The organism is Ruegeria sp. AB5 (genome assembly GCF_056542645.1).
Map to the genome: position 1 here is coordinate 826,263 of NZ_JBQGAE010000001.1, position 18,618 is coordinate 844,880.

At 58.1% G+C, this 18,618-nt stretch carries 14 protein-coding genes and 3 tRNA genes; 9 read left to right on the plus strand and 8 right to left on the minus strand.

The features are described from left to right. Window positions 1–81: 81 nt before the first annotated feature. Window positions 82–666 (plus strand): L,D-transpeptidase, encoded by a 585-nt coding sequence (locus ACR0L4_RS04180; protein ID WP_170749023.1) that lies wholly within the window; start codon window positions 82–84, stop codon window positions 664–666. Between the two features lie 51 nt (window positions 667–717). Here ACR0L4_RS04180 and ACR0L4_RS04185 read toward each other — a convergent pair whose 3' ends face one another. Both ACR0L4_RS04185 and ACR0L4_RS04190 read right to left on the minus strand, forming a co-directional pair. Continuing rightward, window positions 718–1,194, minus strand: coding sequence for a fasciclin domain-containing protein (locus tag ACR0L4_RS04185; RefSeq protein WP_480510792.1), 477 nt, complete (start codon window positions 1,192–1,194; stop codon window positions 718–720). A gap of 71 nt (window positions 1,195–1,265) precedes the next feature. Then, entirely contained in the window at window positions 1,266–2,117 is an 852-nt protein-coding gene (locus tag ACR0L4_RS04190; RefSeq protein ID WP_480510794.1) for a class I SAM-dependent methyltransferase, read from the minus strand. A gap of 139 nt (window positions 2,118–2,256) precedes the next feature. Here ACR0L4_RS04190 and ACR0L4_RS04195 point away from each other — a divergent pair, with 139 nt between their 5' ends. The 6 genes from ACR0L4_RS04195 (at window position 2,257) to ACR0L4_RS04220 (ending at window position 8,560) form a co-directional block, all read left to right on the plus strand. Continuing rightward, complete coding sequence (locus tag ACR0L4_RS04195) at window positions 2,257–3,372, plus strand: carboxylate-amine ligase (RefSeq protein ID WP_480510796.1); 1,116 nt, start codon at window positions 2,257–2,259, stop codon at window positions 3,370–3,372. A gap of 113 nt (window positions 3,373–3,485) precedes the next feature. After that, window positions 3,486–4,706 (plus strand): peptidoglycan-binding domain-containing protein, encoded by a 1,221-nt coding sequence (locus tag ACR0L4_RS04200; RefSeq protein WP_480510798.1) that lies wholly within the window; start codon window positions 3,486–3,488, stop codon window positions 4,704–4,706. Window positions 4,707–4,994: 288 nt separating this feature from the next. Beyond that, entirely contained in the window at window positions 4,995–6,137 is a 1,143-nt protein-coding gene (locus ACR0L4_RS04205; protein WP_480510800.1) for an acyl-CoA dehydrogenase family protein, read from the plus strand. A gap of 7 nt (window positions 6,138–6,144) precedes the next feature. Continuing rightward, complete coding sequence (locus ACR0L4_RS04210) at window positions 6,145–7,185, plus strand: enoyl-CoA hydratase/isomerase family protein (protein ID WP_480510802.1); 1,041 nt, start codon at window positions 6,145–6,147, stop codon at window positions 7,183–7,185. Between the two features lie 3 nt (window positions 7,186–7,188). Then, window positions 7,189–8,061 carry a 3-hydroxyisobutyrate dehydrogenase gene (gene mmsB / locus ACR0L4_RS04215; RefSeq protein ID WP_480510804.1) on the plus strand — a complete coding sequence of 291 codons (873 nt, stop codon included), beginning with the start codon at window positions 7,189–7,191 and terminating at the stop codon, window positions 8,059–8,061. A 109-nt stretch (window positions 8,062–8,170) separates the two neighbouring features. After that, window positions 8,171–8,560 (plus strand): hypothetical protein, encoded by a 390-nt coding sequence (locus tag ACR0L4_RS04220; RefSeq protein WP_480510806.1) that lies wholly within the window; start codon window positions 8,171–8,173, stop codon window positions 8,558–8,560. 15 nt (window positions 8,561–8,575) lie between these two features. Here ACR0L4_RS04220 and uvrA read toward each other — a convergent pair whose 3' ends face one another. The 3 genes from uvrA to ACR0L4_RS04235 form a co-directional block, all read right to left on the minus strand. Next, window positions 8,576–11,434 carry an excinuclease ABC subunit UvrA gene (gene uvrA / locus ACR0L4_RS04225; protein WP_480510808.1) on the minus strand — a complete coding sequence of 953 codons (2,859 nt, stop codon included), beginning with the start codon at window positions 11,432–11,434 and terminating at the stop codon, window positions 8,576–8,578. 175 nt (window positions 11,435–11,609) lie between these two features. Continuing rightward, window positions 11,610–11,686: transfer RNA gene (locus ACR0L4_RS04230), tRNA-Asp, on the minus strand. A 45-nt stretch (window positions 11,687–11,731) separates the two neighbouring features. Continuing rightward, window positions 11,732–11,808: transfer RNA gene (locus ACR0L4_RS04235), tRNA-Asp, on the minus strand. A 212-nt stretch (window positions 11,809–12,020) separates the two neighbouring features. Between ACR0L4_RS04235 and ACR0L4_RS04240 the strand changes: the two genes are divergently transcribed. Together ACR0L4_RS04240 and ACR0L4_RS04245 are read left to right on the plus strand one after the other, a co-directional pair. Further along, window positions 12,021–12,095, plus strand: a tRNA-Val gene (locus tag ACR0L4_RS04240). Between the two features lie 86 nt (window positions 12,096–12,181). Next, window positions 12,182–13,768, plus strand: a complete 1,587-nt coding sequence (locus ACR0L4_RS04245) for an APC family permease (RefSeq protein ID WP_480510810.1) — start codon at window positions 12,182–12,184, stop codon at window positions 13,766–13,768. Between the two features lie 40 nt (window positions 13,769–13,808). On the opposite strand, the gene lon is transcribed toward ACR0L4_RS04245, so the two are convergent. The 3 genes from lon to ACR0L4_RS04260 form a co-directional block, all read right to left on the minus strand. After that, a complete protein-coding gene (gene lon / locus ACR0L4_RS04250; RefSeq protein ID WP_480510812.1) occupies window positions 13,809–16,217 on the minus strand; it encodes an endopeptidase La in 2,409 nt (802 codons plus the stop codon). Window positions 16,218–16,432: 215 nt separating this feature from the next. Further along, on the minus strand, window positions 16,433–17,563 hold the full coding sequence (gene tgt, locus ACR0L4_RS04255; protein WP_480510814.1) for a tRNA guanosine(34) transglycosylase Tgt: 1,131 nt from the start codon (window positions 17,561–17,563) through the stop codon (window positions 16,433–16,435). A 63-nt stretch (window positions 17,564–17,626) separates the two neighbouring features. Further along, window positions 17,627–18,538, minus strand: a complete 912-nt coding sequence (locus ACR0L4_RS04260) for a nucleoside hydrolase (protein WP_480510816.1) — start codon at window positions 18,536–18,538, stop codon at window positions 17,627–17,629. Between the last annotated feature and the right edge of the window lie 80 nt (window positions 18,539–18,618).

The following is an 18,618-nucleotide window of genomic DNA, read 5'->3' on the forward strand; positions in this document are numbered from 1 at the left end:
CGCAGCTTCTGCAAATATTTTGCTCGCAGCTATTTGATCGAGCAGTTCGAACCGTCGGAGGCCGTATTGTCCAATTCTCGCATGACCCGCCGCTCAGCCCTTTTGGGGGCCGCGTCCATTCTGGCCGCACCTGCACTGGTGCGCGCACAGAGCTTGGATGCTTTCCCTGAGACCGAAGATGCGATCAGCACACAATTGCCTGTCCGCCGCAATGTGTCCTCGTTCTCGCAGCAGAACTGGCAGGACCACTTCGACGCGTTGGGGGCTGGCTGCTTGCTGGCCGACATCACCAGCCGCGCGGTGCACTACTGGGGGCCGGACGGCACCTACAAACTGTACCCCAGTTCAGTTCCGATGAGCGAAGAATTGACCAAGCGCGGCTACACAAAGGTTGTTCGCAAAACCGAATACCCCAGCTGGACCCCGACGTCGTCAATGCGCGAACGTGATCCGTCGCTTCCTGTTCGAATGGAAGGTGGCGATCCGGGCAATCCGCTGGGTACCCGCGCCATGTATCTCGGCTGGCCTGCTTATCTGGTGCATGGAACACACGACACCCGCAAGATTGGGCGCCAAAGCTCGTCCGGATGCATCGGGCTCTACAATCAACATGTCGAGGAATTGTATCCTCTGGTGCAAATCGGAACCCAGGTCAGACTGGTCTGACAAGAAAACCCCGCCTCGCACGAGCCGGGGTTTTTTAAACTGCGGGAAGTCTTATTCCGGCAGGATCACAGCGTCGACGACGTGGATCACGCCATTGCTGGCTTCAATATCTGCCTGAACAACTTCGGCATCGTTCACCTTTACTCCGCGCTTGGCGTTTACGCTCAGGCGATCACCCTGAACGGTCAGAACCTTGGCACGCTTGCCTGCAATGTCCCCTGACATCACCTTGGCGGGAACGACGTGGTAGGTCAGAATTTCAACCAACTGATCCTTGTTCTCGGGCAGCAACAGGGTTTCGACCGTGCCCTCGGGCAGCGCCGCAAACGCCTCATCTGTTGGTGCGAATACAGTGAACGGACCATCGCCCTTCAAAGTGTCGACCAGACCTGCGGCCTGAACGGCGGCAACAAGGGTTGTGAACGAACCCGCCGAAACCGCGGTGTCCACAATGTCAGCAGCTTGGGCCTTGAGCGGCATGGCAAGTGCGATTGCGGCGGCAGCGCCCATAAACGTGCGACGAAACATGGCTGTCTTCTCCTCTCCAGCTTGTTATGGAAAGGGGTACGGACCTTTTGTCACGCCGGATCACTTTGAACTTACGATCCCTTGATCTGAACCCAGATACTTTGGGCGCGACCCTCTTTCAAAAAGGGCAGTGCCTCAACCGCATCGGGGCGATCCTGTTGCAGGTAATATCCCGGCCAAAGCATTGAAAACGCTCCGGATTGAAGCAAAGCGTGCAAGATGTACTGCTCACCCCACCCAGGGCAGTCGTAAAAGAACCGCTTGGGATACTCATAGGGTAAAAAAACGTCATGCACGTGGATGACAACACCCGGTTTGAGGGTTGGAATGATACGGCAGAACAGATGTGCCACATCGTTGCTCATCCGAACGACGTGGCTTGAATCGATGAACAATATGTCCCCCGCTTCAAGCTGGTCGAACAGTGCCGGATCCACCTCTTCCAACCGTTTTTGTTCGAATGCGTCCACCACATGGGCAATATCCGCGCGGGGATATGGATCGATCGCGGTGATGGTCGTGTCGAGACCGCCGTCAATGATCGCCTGGCGCGTGACGCGGGTTGAGTTGCCGCAGCCCACCTCGATCACACGTTTCGGCTGAAAGCGACGGATCATCAGGTACAGCGCGTCCGCATCGGGACTGTCATAGTAGCCGTTGTCAATGCGATAGCCGGTTTGATTGCGCGCTGGATCTTTCAGCGCCTCCAAGGCTTCGCGATGGTCCGCGAACGCCTGCACAAGAGGCGCAATATCAAAATCCGCCATCCCCGGCGACAAGGCATAGGCCGGACGGGTCAGACCCCCTGCCCGCTCGAACGCTTCAAGCCGCGCCCGCTCATCCCGTTCTACGGCGGTATCCATCAGCTTTACCCCCAGTTCATCCAGCGCTTCGTTGATCTTGGGAAATTTTCTCGGTTTCACGCGGGTCGCTCCGGTTCGATAGCTGCTATGGCTCCTTACCCGCGCCATGCACGCCTGTGCAAGTCTGAGAGCGGCAAACCCTTGGCAAAACGCTGATTTCCGTATTCACTGGTCCGACACGGGAATGGGAGGCCCGCTGATGCAGCAAGACTTCACGATTGGAATAGAAGAGGAATACCTGCTGGTCGACCGCGACAGCCTGCACCTTGCCGAAGCCCCTGCCTCGTTGATGGAAGCCTGTCAGGCCGACTTTGAAGGGCAGGTCAGCCCCGAGTTCCTGCAATGCCAGATCGAAGTCGGCACCCGCCCCCATACCACCATCAAAGGCGCGCGCGAGGACCTGAAGCGCTTGCGATCTTGCGTGTCAAAACGCGCGGCAGAACACAACCTGAGCCCAATTGCCGTATCCTGCCACCCGTTTGCGGATTGGAAGAAACAGCATCACACGCGGAAAGAGCGGTATGATGCGCTGCAACACGCGTTGGGCGGCGTGGCGCGGCGCATGCTGATTTGCGGCATGCACGTGCATGTCGGTATCGAAGAAGAGGCCCTGCGCGCGGATTTGATGCCTCAGCTGTGTTACTTCCTGCCTCATTTGCTGGCGCTGTCTGCCTCGTCCCCCTTCTGGAATGGCGAGGACACGGGGCTGTCCTCGTATCGACTGACCGTATTCGACAACCTGCCGCGTACGGGCCTGCCGCCGTTTTATGGCAGCTGGTCCGACTATGAACGTGCCACAGGTGTTCTGGTCGAACTGGGCGTCATCGAAGATACGTCGAAAATCTGGTGGGACCTGCGTCCGTCTCACCGGTTTCCAACGCTTGAGACACGGATCATGGATGTGCAACCCCGGTTGGAGCATACGCTGTCTCTGGCGGCACTTGTGCAGGCCCTGACCCGAATGCTCTGCCGTCTGAAGGCCCGCAACCTGCGTTGGCGTCAGTATGATCGGTTCCTGATTGGCGAGAACCGCTGGCGCGCGCAACGGTATGGCGTTGGTGAAGGCCTGATCGACTTTGGCGACCGCTCGGTCAAACCCATGGCCGAGTTGATGGGAGAGTTGATGGGCATGCTGGCCGAAGACGCCGAAGCGCTGGGAACCATGACCGAGCTTGCCCGTCTTCGCCACATCGCCGAAACCGGAACCTCGGCCACCCGCCAACGCCGCGTGCATGCCGAGGCCGTGGCCAAGGATGAAGATCCCGGCGCGGCGGTTGTGCGCCACCTGATTGATGAGTTTCACGCCGATCTGTAGTGCAGGTTTGGGCGGAAATCGGCGCGCAGAACCTTAGTTCACAAATATACCCGCAGGGCGCGGTGGCTGTGCTATAATCCGTCGAAGTTTATTTTTGTTGTTGGAGGTCAGTAATGATTTTTCGCTTGATTTTAACGCTTGGTGTTGCGCTGTCATTTGCGTCAGCTACCCCAAAGTCTGCTCAGGCCGATGCGGGCGACTTTATCGGCGGCGCGGTTGTCGGCGGTGTCGTGGGATACGCGATTGGCAACAACCAGCAGAAGAAAAAAGCCAGCACAACGACCCGGACATCCAGACCGGGTATTCCATCGACCACACAGGGCGCGCAGACGCAGACTGCGCTGAACTATTTCGGCTATAATGCAGGTCGGGTCGATGGGCAGATTGGCCGTGGCACCCGCTCCGCAATTGAACGCTACCAGGCGTCCATGGGCTATCCTGTGAACGGGTATGATTTCGCGCCCTATCAATATGACTTCCTGATGCAGGCCTACTATTGGGCAACCAGCGGCGGGCAGTCCGCGACGCAATTGTCGGGACAGCCCCTGCTGTTGGCCTATCGTCAACAGGTCCACAGCGGCGCCGCTCTGGCAGCGGCACCTCAGCCTCAGACACAACTGGCGCCGGTGGTCCCGGTTGCAACCCCGCAAGAGGCCGAACCCGAGACGGACACTACAGAAACTGCATCCGCGGCCCTGCCCAGCCTGTTCGCAGGCGGCACCACAGGCCCTTCACTTGCCAATCGGTGCAGCGCCGTGATGCTGCAAACCTCGACAAATGGCGGCTACACGACATTGGCCAACATGTCCGATCCTGACTTTGCGCTCAGCGAACAGTTCTGTCTTGCCCGCAGCTATGCAATGGCGCGCGGTGAGGATCTGATGCAGGACGTTCAGGGCCTGACACCGGATCAGGTTGCTGCACAATGCGAATCCTACGGCGAAATGCTCGCGCCGCAAGTTGTTGCGCTGTCTCTCAGCTCAAAAACAGACGCAGAAACCCAGATGCGCAAGATGGCACTGGAATCCGGGCTGAGCCCCGAAGATCTTGCCGCGACCAGCAAGGTGTGTCTGGCCATGGGCTACCGTCAGGACAATATGGACAGCGCTGTTGGCTCTGCCCTGATGCTGGTGGCAATGGGTGAACCCGCCTATGGCGAATTGATCGGGCATCATCTGCGCGAGGGGTTTGGCGTGCAAGAGCGTCGCGATCTTGCCATGCAGTGGTATGACGCAAGCCTGACTGCGCTTGACGCCGGATCACAGGCCGTTTTCCTGCCATCCCAGTCCGACCGCCCGCAACTGTTGCGCGCGGCCATGACCCAGACGCAATAACCTGACCCGACTGCACAACCGCGGGCCCATGAACGGCCCGCGGTTTACTTTTTGGCGAAATTTGCTTTCCCGACGTTTGACAGAACGAACCGGCCAGTGTCGCATGTCGAACCTCGCCCACCCTTGGCACTCGCCATCCTTCGTCCAGCCTATCCACACCTGATCGGTGACATCTTGCACCCGGGCTTCCCCTAGCCTGCGCGCCCCTGATTGCGAGCCTTGCAAAATTTCTGTAACGATTGCGAAATAAACAACCGTTCAATTCAACGCCGATTGGGAGGAGACGGCATGGATTTTGCGCTCAACGAAGAGCAAACCGCCATTTTCGACATGGCCTATGCGTTCGGACAGGACAACATCGCCCCGTATGCTCGCCAGTGGGAGACAGACGGCACAATCCCAAAGGAGCTTTGGCCCCGGATCGGAGAGTTGGGGTTTGGCGCTCTCTACGTCTCGGAAGACGGTGGCGGCGCAGGTCTGAGCCGTCTGGACGCGACGCTGGTCTTCGAGGCACTGTCAATGGCCTGCCCATCGGTGGCCGCGTTTTTGTCGATCCACAATATGTGCGCCAAAATGCTGGACAGTTTTGCCAGCGACGACCTCAAATCCCGCGTCATGCCGGACATCCTGACTTTGAACACAGTGCTGAGTTACTGTCTGACCGAACCGGGCTCGGGTTCGGACGCTGCTGCCCTCAAGACCCGTGCCGAACGCACGAACGAGGGTTACACGCTGAATGGCACCAAGGCGTTCATCTCGGGCGGCGGGTATTCGGATGCCTATGTCTGCATGGTCCGCACCGGCACTGACGGTCCCAAAGGTATCTCGACGCTTTATGTCGAAGATGGCACACCTGGGCTCAGCTTTGGTGCGTTAGAGCAGAAGATGGGCTGGAAAAGCCAACCGACCGCGCAGGTTCAGTTCGACGACTGCAAAGTGCCTGCGGACAACCTTGTCGGTACCGAAGGTGACGGGTTCAAATACGCCATGATGGGCCTGGACGGCGGGCGGTTGAACATCGCCTCATGTTCCTTGGGTGCCGCGCAGGCCGGGCTGGATATGACTGTGCAATACATGTCCGAACGCAAGGCCTTTGGGCAATCCATCGATCAGTTTCAGGCCCTGCAATTCCGTTTGGCGGATATGGAAATCGAACTGCAAGCCGCGCGAACCTTTCTGCGACAAGCGGCGTGGAAGCTGGATCAGGGCGCGCCGGATGCCACCAAATTCTGCGCCATGGCCAAGAAATTTGTGACCGAAACCGGATCAAAGGTTGTAGATCAGTGCCTGCAACTGCATGGCGGCTACGGCTATCTGGCCGATTACGGGATCGAAAAGCTTGTACGCGACTTGCGGGTGCATCAGATATTGGAAGGCACAAACGAAATCATGCGTGTCATCGTGGCGCGCCAAATGCTGACCCGGACCTGAGGGACCCATGCCTGACATCGACATCCGCGTCACCGGCCGTGCCGGGCGCATCACGCTGACCCGCCCCAAAGCACTGAATGCGCTGAGCTACCAGATGTGCATGGCAATCGACACCGCCCTGCGCAACTGGCGCGAGGATGACGCGGTGGACCTGATCATTCTGGATGCGGAAGGCGAAAAAGCGTTCTGTGCTGGTGGGGACATTGCCGAGCTTTACGAGACAGGTACCAAAGGCGACTTTTCGCACGGTCAGACATTCTGGCGCGACGAATACCGCCTGAATGCGATGATCTTCGAATACCCCAAGCCCATCGTCAGTTTTCTGCAAGGGTTCACCATGGGCGGCGGTGTGGGCATCGGGTGTCATGGAACGCATCGGGTGGTTGGAGAAAGTTCAAAAATCGCAATGCCCGAATGCACAATCGGTCTGGTTCCGGATGTTGGCGGCACGCTCATGCTGGCGCTGGCCCCGGGCCGTCTGGGTGAATATCTGGGCACCACCGGTCATCGCATGGGCCCCGCCGACGCGATTCTGGCGGGGTTTGCCGATCACTTCATCCCGCAAACCACGTGGCCGGACCTGATCGAGATGCTGGAAGCTTCGGGAAATGCCCAGTTGGTCAACGAACACGCGCACCCCGCACCAAACGGACAGTTGGCGCAGATGCAAGCCGACATAGACCGGTGTTTCGATGGAGAAACGTTGGCAGATACGCTCACAAATCTGCGCAGCGCGGACACAGAGTTCTCGGCACAGGCACTTGAAAAACTGGCTCAGGCGGCACCGCTATCGATCGCATGCACCGTGGAAATGATCCATCGTCTGCGCGGCCCATCTCTGACGATGCGGCGCGCGCTGGAGATGGAGTATCGGTTCACGTTTCGCGCGATGGAACATGGCGATCTGCTCGAAGGGATACGCGCCCGCATCATCGACAAAGACCGCAACCCAAACTGGCAGTTTGCGGATATGAACGTGCCATCGGTCGCAGTGTCCAAAATGCTGCAGCCTTTGGGCGCGGACTCACTGACATTTCAGGAGGATTAAGGGATGCAAATCGGATTCATCGGGTTGGGCAATATGGGGGCACCAATGGCCGCCAATCTTGCCAAGGCCGGACATCAGGTGCGGGGTTTCGACACTGCTGACGTCACCGTTGACGGCGTAAGCAAGGTGCAAACAGCTGCAGAGGCGGTCTCTGGCGCCGATGCCGTCATCACAATGCTTCCCAACGGGGATATTCTACGCTCAGTTGCCGCGCAGATCATTCCGGGCATGCAACATGGCGCGGTTCTCATTGATTGCTCGACTGTGGACGTAGACAGCGCCCGCGCGGTGGCGGATCAGGCCATGGCGGCAGGATTGCTGTCCGTGGATGCCCCGGTGTCAGGCGGTATCGGAGGGGCCTCGGCCGGAACGCTGACCTTCATGGCCGGAGGGTCCGAAGACGCTTTTGCCAAAGCTGCCCCCCTGTTCGATATCATGGGTCAGAAAGCCGTCCATTGCGGTGAGGCCGGAGCCGGGCAAGCCGCCAAGATCTGCAACAACATGATCCTCGGCGTCACTATGATAGCGACCTGCGAAGCCTTTGCGCTGGCTGACAAACTGGGACTGGACCGTCAAAAGATGTTCGACGTGGTCAGCACGTCATCCGGGTACAGCTGGACGATGAACGCCTATTGCCCCGCCCCCGGTGTCGGCCCCACCAGCCCTGCCGATAACGGCTATCAGCCCGGGTTTGCGTCCGAGTTGATGTTGAAAGACCTGCGGCTCAGCCAACAAGCCGCCGAAAGCGCCGATGCCGACACACCGATGGGACAGGCGGCAACTGCGCTGTACGAGCGATTTGTCGATGCCGAAAACGGTCTGGGTCAGGATTTCTCGGCCATGTTGCCCCGGTTCGAAAAGCGTGGGCGGACATAGTGACGATGCGGCGACAACTTGCCGAGCCGCGCGCACCGTGACCTTGCGCCCTATCTAAAGAACAACCATGTGTGTCATCAGTCGCAAAACACAAGCTTGGGGTCACAACATGAAGAACATGATAGCCGTCGCTACAGTTGCATTGCTGGCGATCAGCCCCGTGGCGACGTTGGCTGGAAACGGCAATGGTAAAGGCAAAGGCAAGAAATCCGATTTCTCGGTCGAGCGTGTCGCACCCAAAAGTTCGGTCGTGTCCGGCCACTGTCCCCCGGGTCTGGCAAAAAAGGCGGTGCCCTGTGTGCCACCTGGCCAGGCCAAGAAATACTACCGTGTCGGAGACCGGATTGATCGCGACTATTTCTGGATCGATGACCCGTACCGCTATGGGCTGAAACGCGGTGGCAATTATGTCCGCGCGGGCGACTATGTCTATCGCATCGATCCCGAGACCCGAAAGGTTCTCAACCTGATCGGAGCCGTGGCGGACATCCTCTACTGATATTCGGGCTGGCCGCTATTCGGCGGCCACACGCTCGGGGTTCAGCATCATCTTGAGATAGCGACCGGTATGGCTGCGCTCGACCTCAGCCACCTCTTCGGGGGTGCCTGTCGCCACAATCTCTCCGCCCCCGTCCCCACCTTCGGGGCCGATATCGATGATGTGGTCGGCAGTCTTCACCACGTCCAGATTGTGTTCGATCACCACAACGGTGTTGCCTTGATCGACAAGTTCATGCAGCACTTCCAGCAGCTTGCGCACATCTTCGAAATGCAGACCTGTGGTCGGTTCATCCAGAATGTACAATGTCCGCCCGGTGGAACGCTTGGACAGCTCTTTCGACAGCTTCACCCTTTGGGCTTCGCCCCCTGACAGGGTCGTGGCCTGCTGCCCGACCTTGATGTAGCCCAGTCCAACACGCGCCAGCGCATCCATCTTATCGCGGATCGAAGGCACGGCCTTGAAGAACTCTTGCGCGTCTTCCACTGTCATATCCAGCACATCAGCAATGGATTTGCCTTTGAACTTGATCTCCAGCGTTTCGCGATTGTAGCGCGCGCCCTTGCAGGTTTCGCAGGTCACGTACACGTCGGGCAGAAAGTGCATTTCGATCTTGATGACACCGTCGCCCTGACAAGCCTCGCACCGGCCACCTTTCACGTTGAAACTGAAACGACCGGGCTTGTACCCGCGTGCCTTGGCCTCGGGCAGACCGGCAAACCAGTCGCGGATCGGGGTGAAAGCCCCGGTGTAAGTCGCTGGATTTGAACGCGGCGTGCGCCCGATCGGGCGCTGGTCAATATCAATGACCTTGTCCAGATGCTCCAACCCTTTGATGGTCTCGCAGGGTGCCGGGGTCTGTCGCGCGCCGTTCAACCGCATCGAGGCGGTCTTGAACAGCGTTTCAATCGTCAGCGTCGACTTACCGCCCCCGGACACACCGGTGACACAGACAAACTTGCCCAGCGGAAAATCGGCGGTGACGGATTTGAGATTGTTGCCGGTGGCTTTGACGACCGAGACCTTTTTCTTGTTGCCCGTGCGCCGCTCTGTCGGCACCGCAATCTCTCGGGTACCGGCCAGATATTGACCTGTGACCGAGGCCGCGTCGGCAGCGATTTCCCCCGGTGTCCCTTCGCTGACGACCTGGCCACCATGCACCCCCGCGCCCGGGCCGATGTCGAAGACATAGTCAGCCTCGCGAATGGCTTCCTCGTCATGCTCGACGACAATCACCGTGTTTCCCTGATCCCGCAGGTTTTTCAACGTTCCCAGAAGGCGGTCATTGTCGCGCTGATGCAGACCGATCGACGGCTCATCCAGCACGTAAAGAACCCCGGTCAAGCCCGATCCGATCTGGCTGGCCAATCGGATGCGCTGGCTTTCGCCCCCCGACAGCGTACCACTTGAACGTGACAGCGTAAGGTATTCCAAACCCACATTATTCAGAAATCCCAGACGTTCGCGAATCTCCTTCAATATAGCGCGCGCGATCTCGTTCTTCTGAACGCTCAGATGGTTGGGCGCATCTTCAATCCACGCCAGCGCTTCGCGGATCGACATCTGGACCACCTGACCGACATGCAGGCCCGCGATTTTCACAGCCAGCGCTTCGGGACGCAGACGGTACCCTTCGCATGTTCCGCAGGGACGGTTGTTTTGATACCGTTCGAACTCTTCGCGGATCCACGCGCTGTCCGTCTCGCGATAGCGCCGCTCCATGTTGGGGATAACGCCTTCAAAGCTGCGCGTGACCTGATAGACCCGCCCGCCTTCGTCATAGCGGAACTGGATTTCTTCATCTCCCGACCCGCGCAGGAAAACCTGTTGAACCTTGTCCGATAAATTCTTCCACGGCGTGTTCTTGTCGAATTCATAATGCCGCGCGATGGCTTCGATGGTTTGCAGGAAATACGGTGATTTCCCTTTGCGCCACGGGGCCAGAGCGCCATCATACAGCTTGAGCGTCTGATCCGGCACCACCAGCCGTTCATCAAAGAACAGTTCAACCCCCAAACCGTCACAATCCGGGCAGGCCCCAAAAGGGGCATTGAACGAAAACAGACGCGGTTCGATTTCAGGGATGGTGAACCCGCTGACAGGACAGGCAAAATTTTCACTGAATGTAATGCGTTCCGGGTCGCCCTCGCGCGGGGCCGTTTCCAGAACCGCAATGCCGTCGGCCAGATCCAGAGCGGTGCGCAAACTGTCGGCCAGCCGTGTTTCCATGCCTTCACGCACAACAAGACGGTCCACCACCACATCGATGTCGTGACGGAACTTCTTGTCCAGCGTCGGGGGTTCATCCAGTTCGTAGAAGTCGCCATCGACTTTGACGCGCTGGAAACCCTGTTTGCGCAATTCCAGGAACTCTTTTTTATACTCGCCTTTACGGTCGCGCACGATGGGGGCCAGAAGATACCCGCGTGTCCCCTCCTCCATCGCCATGATGCGGTCGACCATGTCCTGCACCTGCTGCGCTTCGATCGGTTGGCCAGTTGCCGGACTGTAAGGTGTCCCGGACCGCGCAAAGAGTAACCGCAGATAGTCATAGATCTCGGTCACGGTGCCCACGGTAGACCGCGGGTTCTTCGAGGTTGTCTTTTGCTCAATCGAAATTGCCGGGCTTAGGCCACTGATGTGATCCACATCCGGTTTTTCCATCATATCCAGAAACTGCCGGGCATAGGCCGACAGGCTTTCGACATATCGACGCTGCCCCTCAGCATAGATCGTGTCAAAGGCCAGCGAGGACTTGCCCGAACCGGACAAGCCGGTGATCACCACCAGCTGATCCCGAGGGATATCGACGTCGATCCCCTTAAGGTTATGCTCGCGCGCGCCGCGCACCTCGATCTTTTTCAGCTCAGCCATTCTGGCCCCCAACAAACACGTTCCCCAGAAATAGGCGAGCGGCGCTGAGTCTCCAACAGAAAAGTTAGAACAAAGTGTGAACGAACCGATAATTGCCGACACATCCTGACATCATGCGCACCGACGCAGCGCAGGACAGTCAAATCACACTATAGGGATGGGCAAGACTGGAAAATGGCGCGGTTGACGGGGCTCGAACCCGCGACCCCCGGCGTGACAGGCCGGTACTCTAACCAACTGAGCTACAACCGCGCATCTATTTTCGTGGCCTTTATCCTGGACCAAGGATTGCAGCGATGGCGCGGTTGACGGGGCTCGAACCCGCGACCCCCGGCGTGACAGGCCGGTACTCTAACCAACTGAGCTACAACCGCCCGCTGCACGTTCATTGCTGAACGTTGGGGTGTATTATGGCCCAGCCCCGGCATCGTCAAGCGGCGTTTTGAAGTTTTTTGACTGAAGCCGACATTTTCCGGACGCTTCGGATCAAGGTCAATATTTCCACGTACCAATCCCTCAGGAAAGGTGCTTTTGGCACCAGTTGGACTTGCACAACCCCGGCAGACCCTGTAACTGCGCCGGTCATGGGTGATTAGCTCAGTGGTAGAGCGCTTCGTTCACATCGAAGATGTCAGCGGTTCAAATCCGTTATCACCCACCATTCCCTTTTTGGTTCCAAGACAATGCTTGTCACGTCAGATCGCGCCTGCGTATCCTTGACCAGTTGGTCGTAAGGGGTTGGAACGCATGGCCGAATTGAAGCGGGATATTGGCCTTGTTGGACTGACGTTCATCTCCGTCGGCGGCATTATTGGGTCTGGCTGGCTGTTCGGCCCCTTGCTTGCCGTACAACACGCTGGCCCCGCCGCGATCCTGTCCTGGATCATCGGAGCGGTGGCCATGTTCTTTCTGGCCATCACCTTTGCGGAAATCTCGGCAATGCTGCCCATCCCCGGCGGAATCGCCCGTGTTCCGCAGTTTTCCCATGGCAATATCGTATCGATGGCCATGGGGTGGACGGCCTGGATCGGTTACAACACCACTGCCCCGATCGAGGTTGAAGCGATGCTGAAATACCTCGCCCCATATGCTCCGTGGCTGCATGCAACCGGAACCGGGGACCTGACAAGTGCGGGTCTTGTCGTGGCGCTGTTTTTCTTGCTGCTGTTTGTCGCCGTCAATGCCCTGGGCGTAAAGTTCTTTACCCATGTGAACGCCACGCTGACATGGGCCAAAATCGCAATTCCTGTCCTTCTGTCCGTGTTGCTGATCGCAAACAGGTTCGAGGTTCAGAATTTCACTCAACCAGATGGCTTTGCCCCCTATGGTCTGCAAGGCATCATGGCAGCGGTGTCTACCGGAGGGGTCATCTTTTCCTTCATAGGGTTTCGTCATGTGGTCGACATGGCGGGTGAAGTCCGCAATCCAAAATTTGCGATCCCCGCCGCTCTGGTATTGTCCATCGTTTTGTGTGCCGCCCTCTATCTGTGCCTACAGATCGCCTTTATCGGCGCGCTGGATCCAACGACATTTGCCAACGGCTGGGCGAGCCTGAGTTTTGGCGGCGAAGGGCCGTTGGATGCTGTGATCATGTCGGTCGGTGTCGTCTGGTTCCTGAGCGTGCTGAACGTCGGTTCCGTCATTGGCCCGTTTGGCAATGGTCTTGTCGCAACCGGTTCAAACGCTCGAATCGCCATGGCCTTGTCCAAGAATGGTTTTCTGCCTCAGGGATTGATGAAACTGTCGGCTCTTGGCGTCCCTTTGCGGGCCTTGGCGCTGAATTTCGGGATCGGAATTCTGTTCTTGCTGACGGTTCCCTTCACCACCGTCATCGCGCTGAGTGGGGCCGCCATCGTTCTATCCTTCGCCGTCGGGCCGATCGCGGTGGTCTGCCTCAGGCAATTGATGCCGGATCAACCCCGCTCGATTCGTATTCCGGCCGTTCGGTTGGTCGCCGTTTCAGCCTTCGCCATATCGACGTTGATTGTCTATTGGAGCGGATGGGACACAGTCTGGCGGCTGGGATTGGCCCTGATTATCGGAATGGTCCTGCTGCTGGCGCGCTTTCACAATCGGCTCGACGAGATGGATGTGGCCGAGGCTCGATGGCTGATGCCGTACTTCATCGGCATTGGCGTCATCTCGTTTCTTGGGCAGTTTGGAGAGGGCGCGCTGCGGTTTATCCCGTTCGGATGGGATATTGCCGTCTGCGTCTTGTTCTCGACTGTGATCTTCATACTCGCGGTCAAGTCGTCCCTGGCCGACGAAAAATTCCAGAAGTATATCGAGGAAGAAGATATTCTGGACCCGAAGCAACCCGTTATCGGGTTCTGAAAAAGGCGGGGTCCCGCCCCGCCTTTCCCAATGATCCGCGTTAGTGCGCTGTAGCCGAAGGACCTGAGTTTTCCGCAGCCTTGGTCGCTGCAGTTGCGGCCTCTTCGGCGGCTTCGTCCCATTCAATGGGCTCTGGCTCGGCCACCAGCGCCTGTTTCAGCACCTCTGAAACGTGTTTGACCGGGATGATCTGCAACCCTTCTTTCACGTTATCCGGAATCTCGGCCAGATCCTTTTCGTTTTCCTCCGGGATCAGAACCGTTTTGATGCCACCGCGCAGCGCCGCCAGAAGTTTCTCTTTCAAACCACCGATCGGCATCGCGTTGCCGCGCAGCGAGACCTCACCGGTCATGGCAATGTCCTTGCGCACCGGAATACCGGTCAGCACTGACACGATAGACGTGACCATAGCCAGACCCGCCGACGGACCATCCTTGGGCGTTGCCCCATCCGGGACGTGCACGTGGATGTCCAGCTTATCGAACTTCGGCGGCTCCACGCCAATTTTGGGGGAGATAGACCGTACGTATGACGAGGCCGCGTCGATGGATTCTTTCATCACGTCGCCCAGTTTACCGGTGGTCTTCATCCGCCCCTTACCGGGCAGTTTCAGCGCCTCGATATGCAACAAGTCACCACCGACAGAGGTCCAGGCCAAACCGGTGACCACACCGATCTGATCGTCCTGCTCGGCCAAACCATAGCGGAACTTGGGTACGCCAAGAAATTCATCCAGATTGTCCGGCGTCACGGTGACCGAGTCCGCCTCTTTCTTGATGATCTTCGTCAGAGACTTCCGCGCCACCTTGGCGATCTCACGCTCAAGATTCCGCACACCCGCCTCGCGGGTATAGGTGCGAATAATGGACTGCAACGCTTCATCGGTCAGTTCGAACTCTTTGGCTTTCAGGCCGTGGTTCTTGACCTGCTTGCCGATCAGGTGCTGCTTGGCGATCTCGGATTTTTCCTCTTCGGTGTAACCGGCCAGCGGAATGATCTCCATCCGGTCCAGCAGAGGCCCAGGCATGTTGTAGCTGTTGGACGTGGTCAGGAACATCACGTTGGACAGGTCATATTCGACCTCAAGATAGTGATCCATGAACGTGTTATTCTGTTCCGGGTCCAACACTTCCAGCATCGCCGAGGCCGGATCACCACGGAAATCCTGCCCCATCTTGTCGATTTCATCCAACAAGATCAGCGGGTTCGTGGTTTTCGCCTTTTTCAGCGCCTGGATGATCTTGCCGGGCATCGAGCCAATATAAGTCCGGCGGTGGCCACGAATCTCGGATTCGTCGCGCACGCCGCCCAGCGAGATGCGAATGAACTCGCGCCCCGTGGCTTTGGCAACCGACTTACCAAGCGAGGTTTTACCCACACCCGGAGGGCCAACAAGACACAGGATCGGGCCTTTCAGCTTTTTCGAGCGCTGCTGAACCGCAAGATATTCAACGATCCGTTCCTTGACCTTCTCAAGCCCATAGTGATCGTCGTCCAGAATGTCCTGCGCGCGCCCAAGGTCTTTCTTAACGCGGGATTTGGTGCCCCAAGGCAGTGCCAAAATCCAGTCGAGGTAATTGCGCACGACCGTGGCCTCGGCCGACATCGGGCTCATGTTGCGCAGCTTTTTCAGCTCGCCCTCGGCCTTTTCGCGGGCCTCTTTCGACAGTTTGGTCTCGGCGATTTTCTCTTCCAGCTCGGCAACTTCGTTGCTGCCATCCTCGCCATCGCCAAGTTCCTTCTGAATGGCCTTCATCTGCTCATTCAGGTAATATTCGCGCTGCGTCTTCTCCATCTGGGATTTGACACGGGTCTTGATCTTTTTCTCGACCTGCAGAACCGACATTTCGCCCTGCATCAGGCCATAGACCTTTTCCAGCCGTTCGCTGACCGACAGGGTTTCCAGCAGTTCCTGCTTTTGCTCGACCTCGATGCCCAGATGCCCCGAAACGAGGTCAGCCAGCTTGGCAGGCTCAGCGGTTTCACCAACGGCGGCCAGCGCTTCCTCGGGGATGTTCTTGCGTACTTTTGCGTAGCGTTCGAACTCATCAGCCACTGTGCGCAGCAGTGCCTCGGTCGTGGTGACATCGCCGGGGATTTCGGTCAAATACTCAGCCCGGGCCTCAAAAAACTGATCATTTTCAAGGAATTCCGTGATCTGCACGCGCGCCTGACCTTCGACCAGCACCTTCACGGTGCCATCGGGCAGTTTCAGCAGTTGCAGCACATTGGCCAGAACCCCGGCCTGATAGATGCCATCCACGTCCGGGTCATCAACCCCGGGGTCGATCTGGCTGGACAACAGAATTTGCTTATCATCCTGCATGACCTCTTCCAGCGCGCGGACCGATTTGTCTCGGCCCACGAACAGCGGCACGATCATATGCGGGAACACCACAATATCGCGCAGCGGCAGGACGGGGTAAGAGGAATTCAGAGGCTCTTGCATGCTCTATCCTTATCATTGGCAAGACGGCTCTGGTCCCTGCTTGAGGCAACTCTTGGCCGTCTCCTGTCTTGGATGGTTAAAGGTGGGGCGGTCACCGACCTATTTCAACCTTTCCATCTGGTTTCGCACCGCAGCATGACCCGAGGATTTCCGGACTGCAAGGCACGCGAAAGACATATCCACGGAAAATATGGAAAGATTTTCGCAGCTGTCGGTCAAAGAGGCGCAATATCGCCGTTCGCGCGCTGTGCGTGAAAATCCGCCTGCCAGACATCAAAGGTGCCTGCAGCAATCGCGTCGCGCATGCCCTGCATGATCTCCTGGAAATAGTGCAGGTTGTGCCAGGTGAGCAGCATGCCCGAAATCATCTCATTCGACCGGAACACGTGATGCAGATAGGCGCGGGAATAATCCGAGCAGGCCGGGCACGTACACTGCGCATCCAGCGGACGTGGGTCGTCGGCGTGGCGAGCGTTTTTGATGTTGACCACGCCATGGCGGGTGAACACCTGACCGGTGCGGCCGGAACGGGATGGCAGAACGCAGTCCATCATGTCCACACCACGCGCGACGGCGCCCACGATGTCATCCGGTTTGCCAACACCCATCAAATAGCGTGGCTTGTCCGTGGGCAGGTAGTCGGGGGCATAGTCAAGGCAGTCGAACATCGCGTCCTGCCCCTCGCCTACGGCCAGACCGCCAATGGCATAGCCTTCAAAGCCAATTGCTTTCAGCGCGTCGGCACTTTCCTCGCGCAAGTCTTGTTCCAGCCCACCCTGCATGATCCCGAACAAAGCATGGCCCGGACGATCCCCGAACGCGTCCCGCGAGCGCTGTGCCCACCGCATCGAAAGCTGCATGGATTCGGCGATACGCTTTCGGTCTGCGGGCAGCGAGGGGCATTCATCGAAACACATCACGATGTCCGAACCCAACAGGCGCTGGATCTCCATCGAGCGTTCCGGCGTCAGTTCATGCTTGGACCCGTCGATATGGGATTTGAACGTCACGCCCTTTTCAGTCAGTTTGCGCAGCCCGGCCAGCGACATGACCTGGAACCCGCCCGAGTCGGTCAGAATGGGACGGTCCCAATTCATGAACTTGTGCAATCCGCCCAGCCGGTCGATACGTTCCGCTGTCGGGCGCAGCATCAGGTGGTAGGTGTTGCCCAACAGGATATCCGCACCTGTGGCGCGCACGCTTTCCGGCATCATCGCCTTGACCGTCGCTGCCGTTCCGACAGGCATGAAGGCAGGTGTGCGCACTTCGCCCCGCGGCGTGTGGATCACACCGGTGCGGGCCTTGCCATCAGTGGCCTTGAGCTTAAAGGAAAACGTCTGGGTCATGTTGTCGTCTCGGATCGCGGAACCGGGCAGGCTTTGCCTGATCCGACAGGTCTTTGCAACCCGTCAGGGCAGCGAAGCCACGCGGTCCGTGAACAGATCGACGACCGCAGCACCATCCACATCCCGGCACACCCAGACTGGACGACGCCCGTTGTGGGGTATTGTCGCCCCCAGTTCGTCGCCATCCGTCGCCACCTTCAACCCGGTTTGAACAAATTCGAACATATGGTCATGCGTACACGCGATGACCGCAGTCGAATCGTGCAGCCCACAGCCCTCCAGCCCACCAATCTCTCTGTAGAATTTCAGGTAGAACCTTGAGATATCGCGCAAGAACGCCCCCATATCTGGCGATCTGCTGGCCAACGCCTCAAAATCGGCGGGCTGGTAGAGCGTTTTCAGCGTCACGTCCAACCCTACCACCACAGTTTCTGGTGGCGCGGCAAAAACCGCATCGGCGGCTTTGGCGTCATGGTAGATATTTGCCTCGGCATAGGCGGTAACGTTGCCCGGGCAGTATACCGCCCCACCCATGATCACCAATCGCTTGAGATTGGCTGCAAACTCCGGGTCCAGCGCCATCGCATCCGCGATATTGGTGAGCGGGCCAACAGCACAAACGACCAATTCCCCCTGATGCCGTCGGGCCATGTCCGCCAGGAATTCCGCAGCTGTCAGACGATGGTTTCCCCCGATCTGAGGAATGTCGGTGACATCACCAAAGCCTTCAGGACCGTGCACATGCCGGGACGGGTGATGCGTGTCCTCGCCATGGGCAAAGGGTGCGCCTTCAGCGACAGGAATGCCAAGTCCCAGCTTATCGACCAAAAACCGCGCGTTTCGACTGGACTGGTGCACATGTGTGTTGCCAAATATGGTGGTCAGCCCGATCAGGTCGATCTCGGGTGCCGCCGCCGCATATGCGATGGCCATGGCATCGTCGATGCCCGGGTCTGTGTCGATTATCAGTTTCATGCCCCCCCGATAGCTGACAGAGTCACAGATGCAAAGCGATCACTGTTGCCCGGTTCAAATGTTCATAGCTGATATACCGC

What these genes read in the sequence shown, in the direction of transcription:
- ACR0L4_RS04180 (WP_170749023.1), top strand. Translation starts at nt 82, where the DNA reads ATGACCCGCCGCTCAGCCCTTTTGGGGGCCGCGTCCATTCTGGCCGCA.
- ACR0L4_RS04185 (WP_480510792.1), bottom strand. Translation starts at nt 1,194, where the DNA reads ATGTTTCGTCGCACGTTTATGGGCGCTGCCGCCGCAATCGCACTTGCC.
- ACR0L4_RS04195 (WP_480510796.1), top strand. Translation starts at nt 2,257, where the DNA reads ATGCAGCAAGACTTCACGATTGGAATAGAAGAGGAATACCTGCTGGTC.
- ACR0L4_RS04200 (WP_480510798.1), top strand. Translation starts at nt 3,486, where the DNA reads ATGATTTTTCGCTTGATTTTAACGCTTGGTGTTGCGCTGTCATTTGCG.
- ACR0L4_RS04205 (WP_480510800.1), top strand. Translation starts at nt 4,995, where the DNA reads ATGGATTTTGCGCTCAACGAAGAGCAAACCGCCATTTTCGACATGGCC.
- ACR0L4_RS04210 (WP_480510802.1), top strand. Translation starts at nt 6,145, where the DNA reads ATGCCTGACATCGACATCCGCGTCACCGGCCGTGCCGGGCGCATCACG.
- mmsB (WP_480510804.1), top strand. Translation starts at nt 7,189, where the DNA reads ATGCAAATCGGATTCATCGGGTTGGGCAATATGGGGGCACCAATGGCC.
- ACR0L4_RS04220 (WP_480510806.1), top strand. Translation starts at nt 8,171, where the DNA reads ATGAAGAACATGATAGCCGTCGCTACAGTTGCATTGCTGGCGATCAGC.
- uvrA (WP_480510808.1), bottom strand. Translation starts at nt 11,434, where the DNA reads ATGGCTGAGCTGAAAAAGATCGAGGTGCGCGGCGCGCGCGAGCATAAC.
- ACR0L4_RS04245 (WP_480510810.1), top strand. Translation starts at nt 12,182, where the DNA reads ATGGCCGAATTGAAGCGGGATATTGGCCTTGTTGGACTGACGTTCATC.
- lon (WP_480510812.1), bottom strand. Translation starts at nt 16,217, where the DNA reads ATGCAAGAGCCTCTGAATTCCTCTTACCCCGTCCTGCCGCTGCGCGAT.
- tgt (WP_480510814.1), bottom strand. Translation starts at nt 17,563, where the DNA reads ATGACCCAGACGTTTTCCTTTAAGCTCAAGGCCACTGATGGCAAGGCC.
- ACR0L4_RS04260 (WP_480510816.1), bottom strand. Translation starts at nt 18,538, where the DNA reads ATGAAACTGATAATCGACACAGACCCGGGCATCGACGATGCCATGGCC.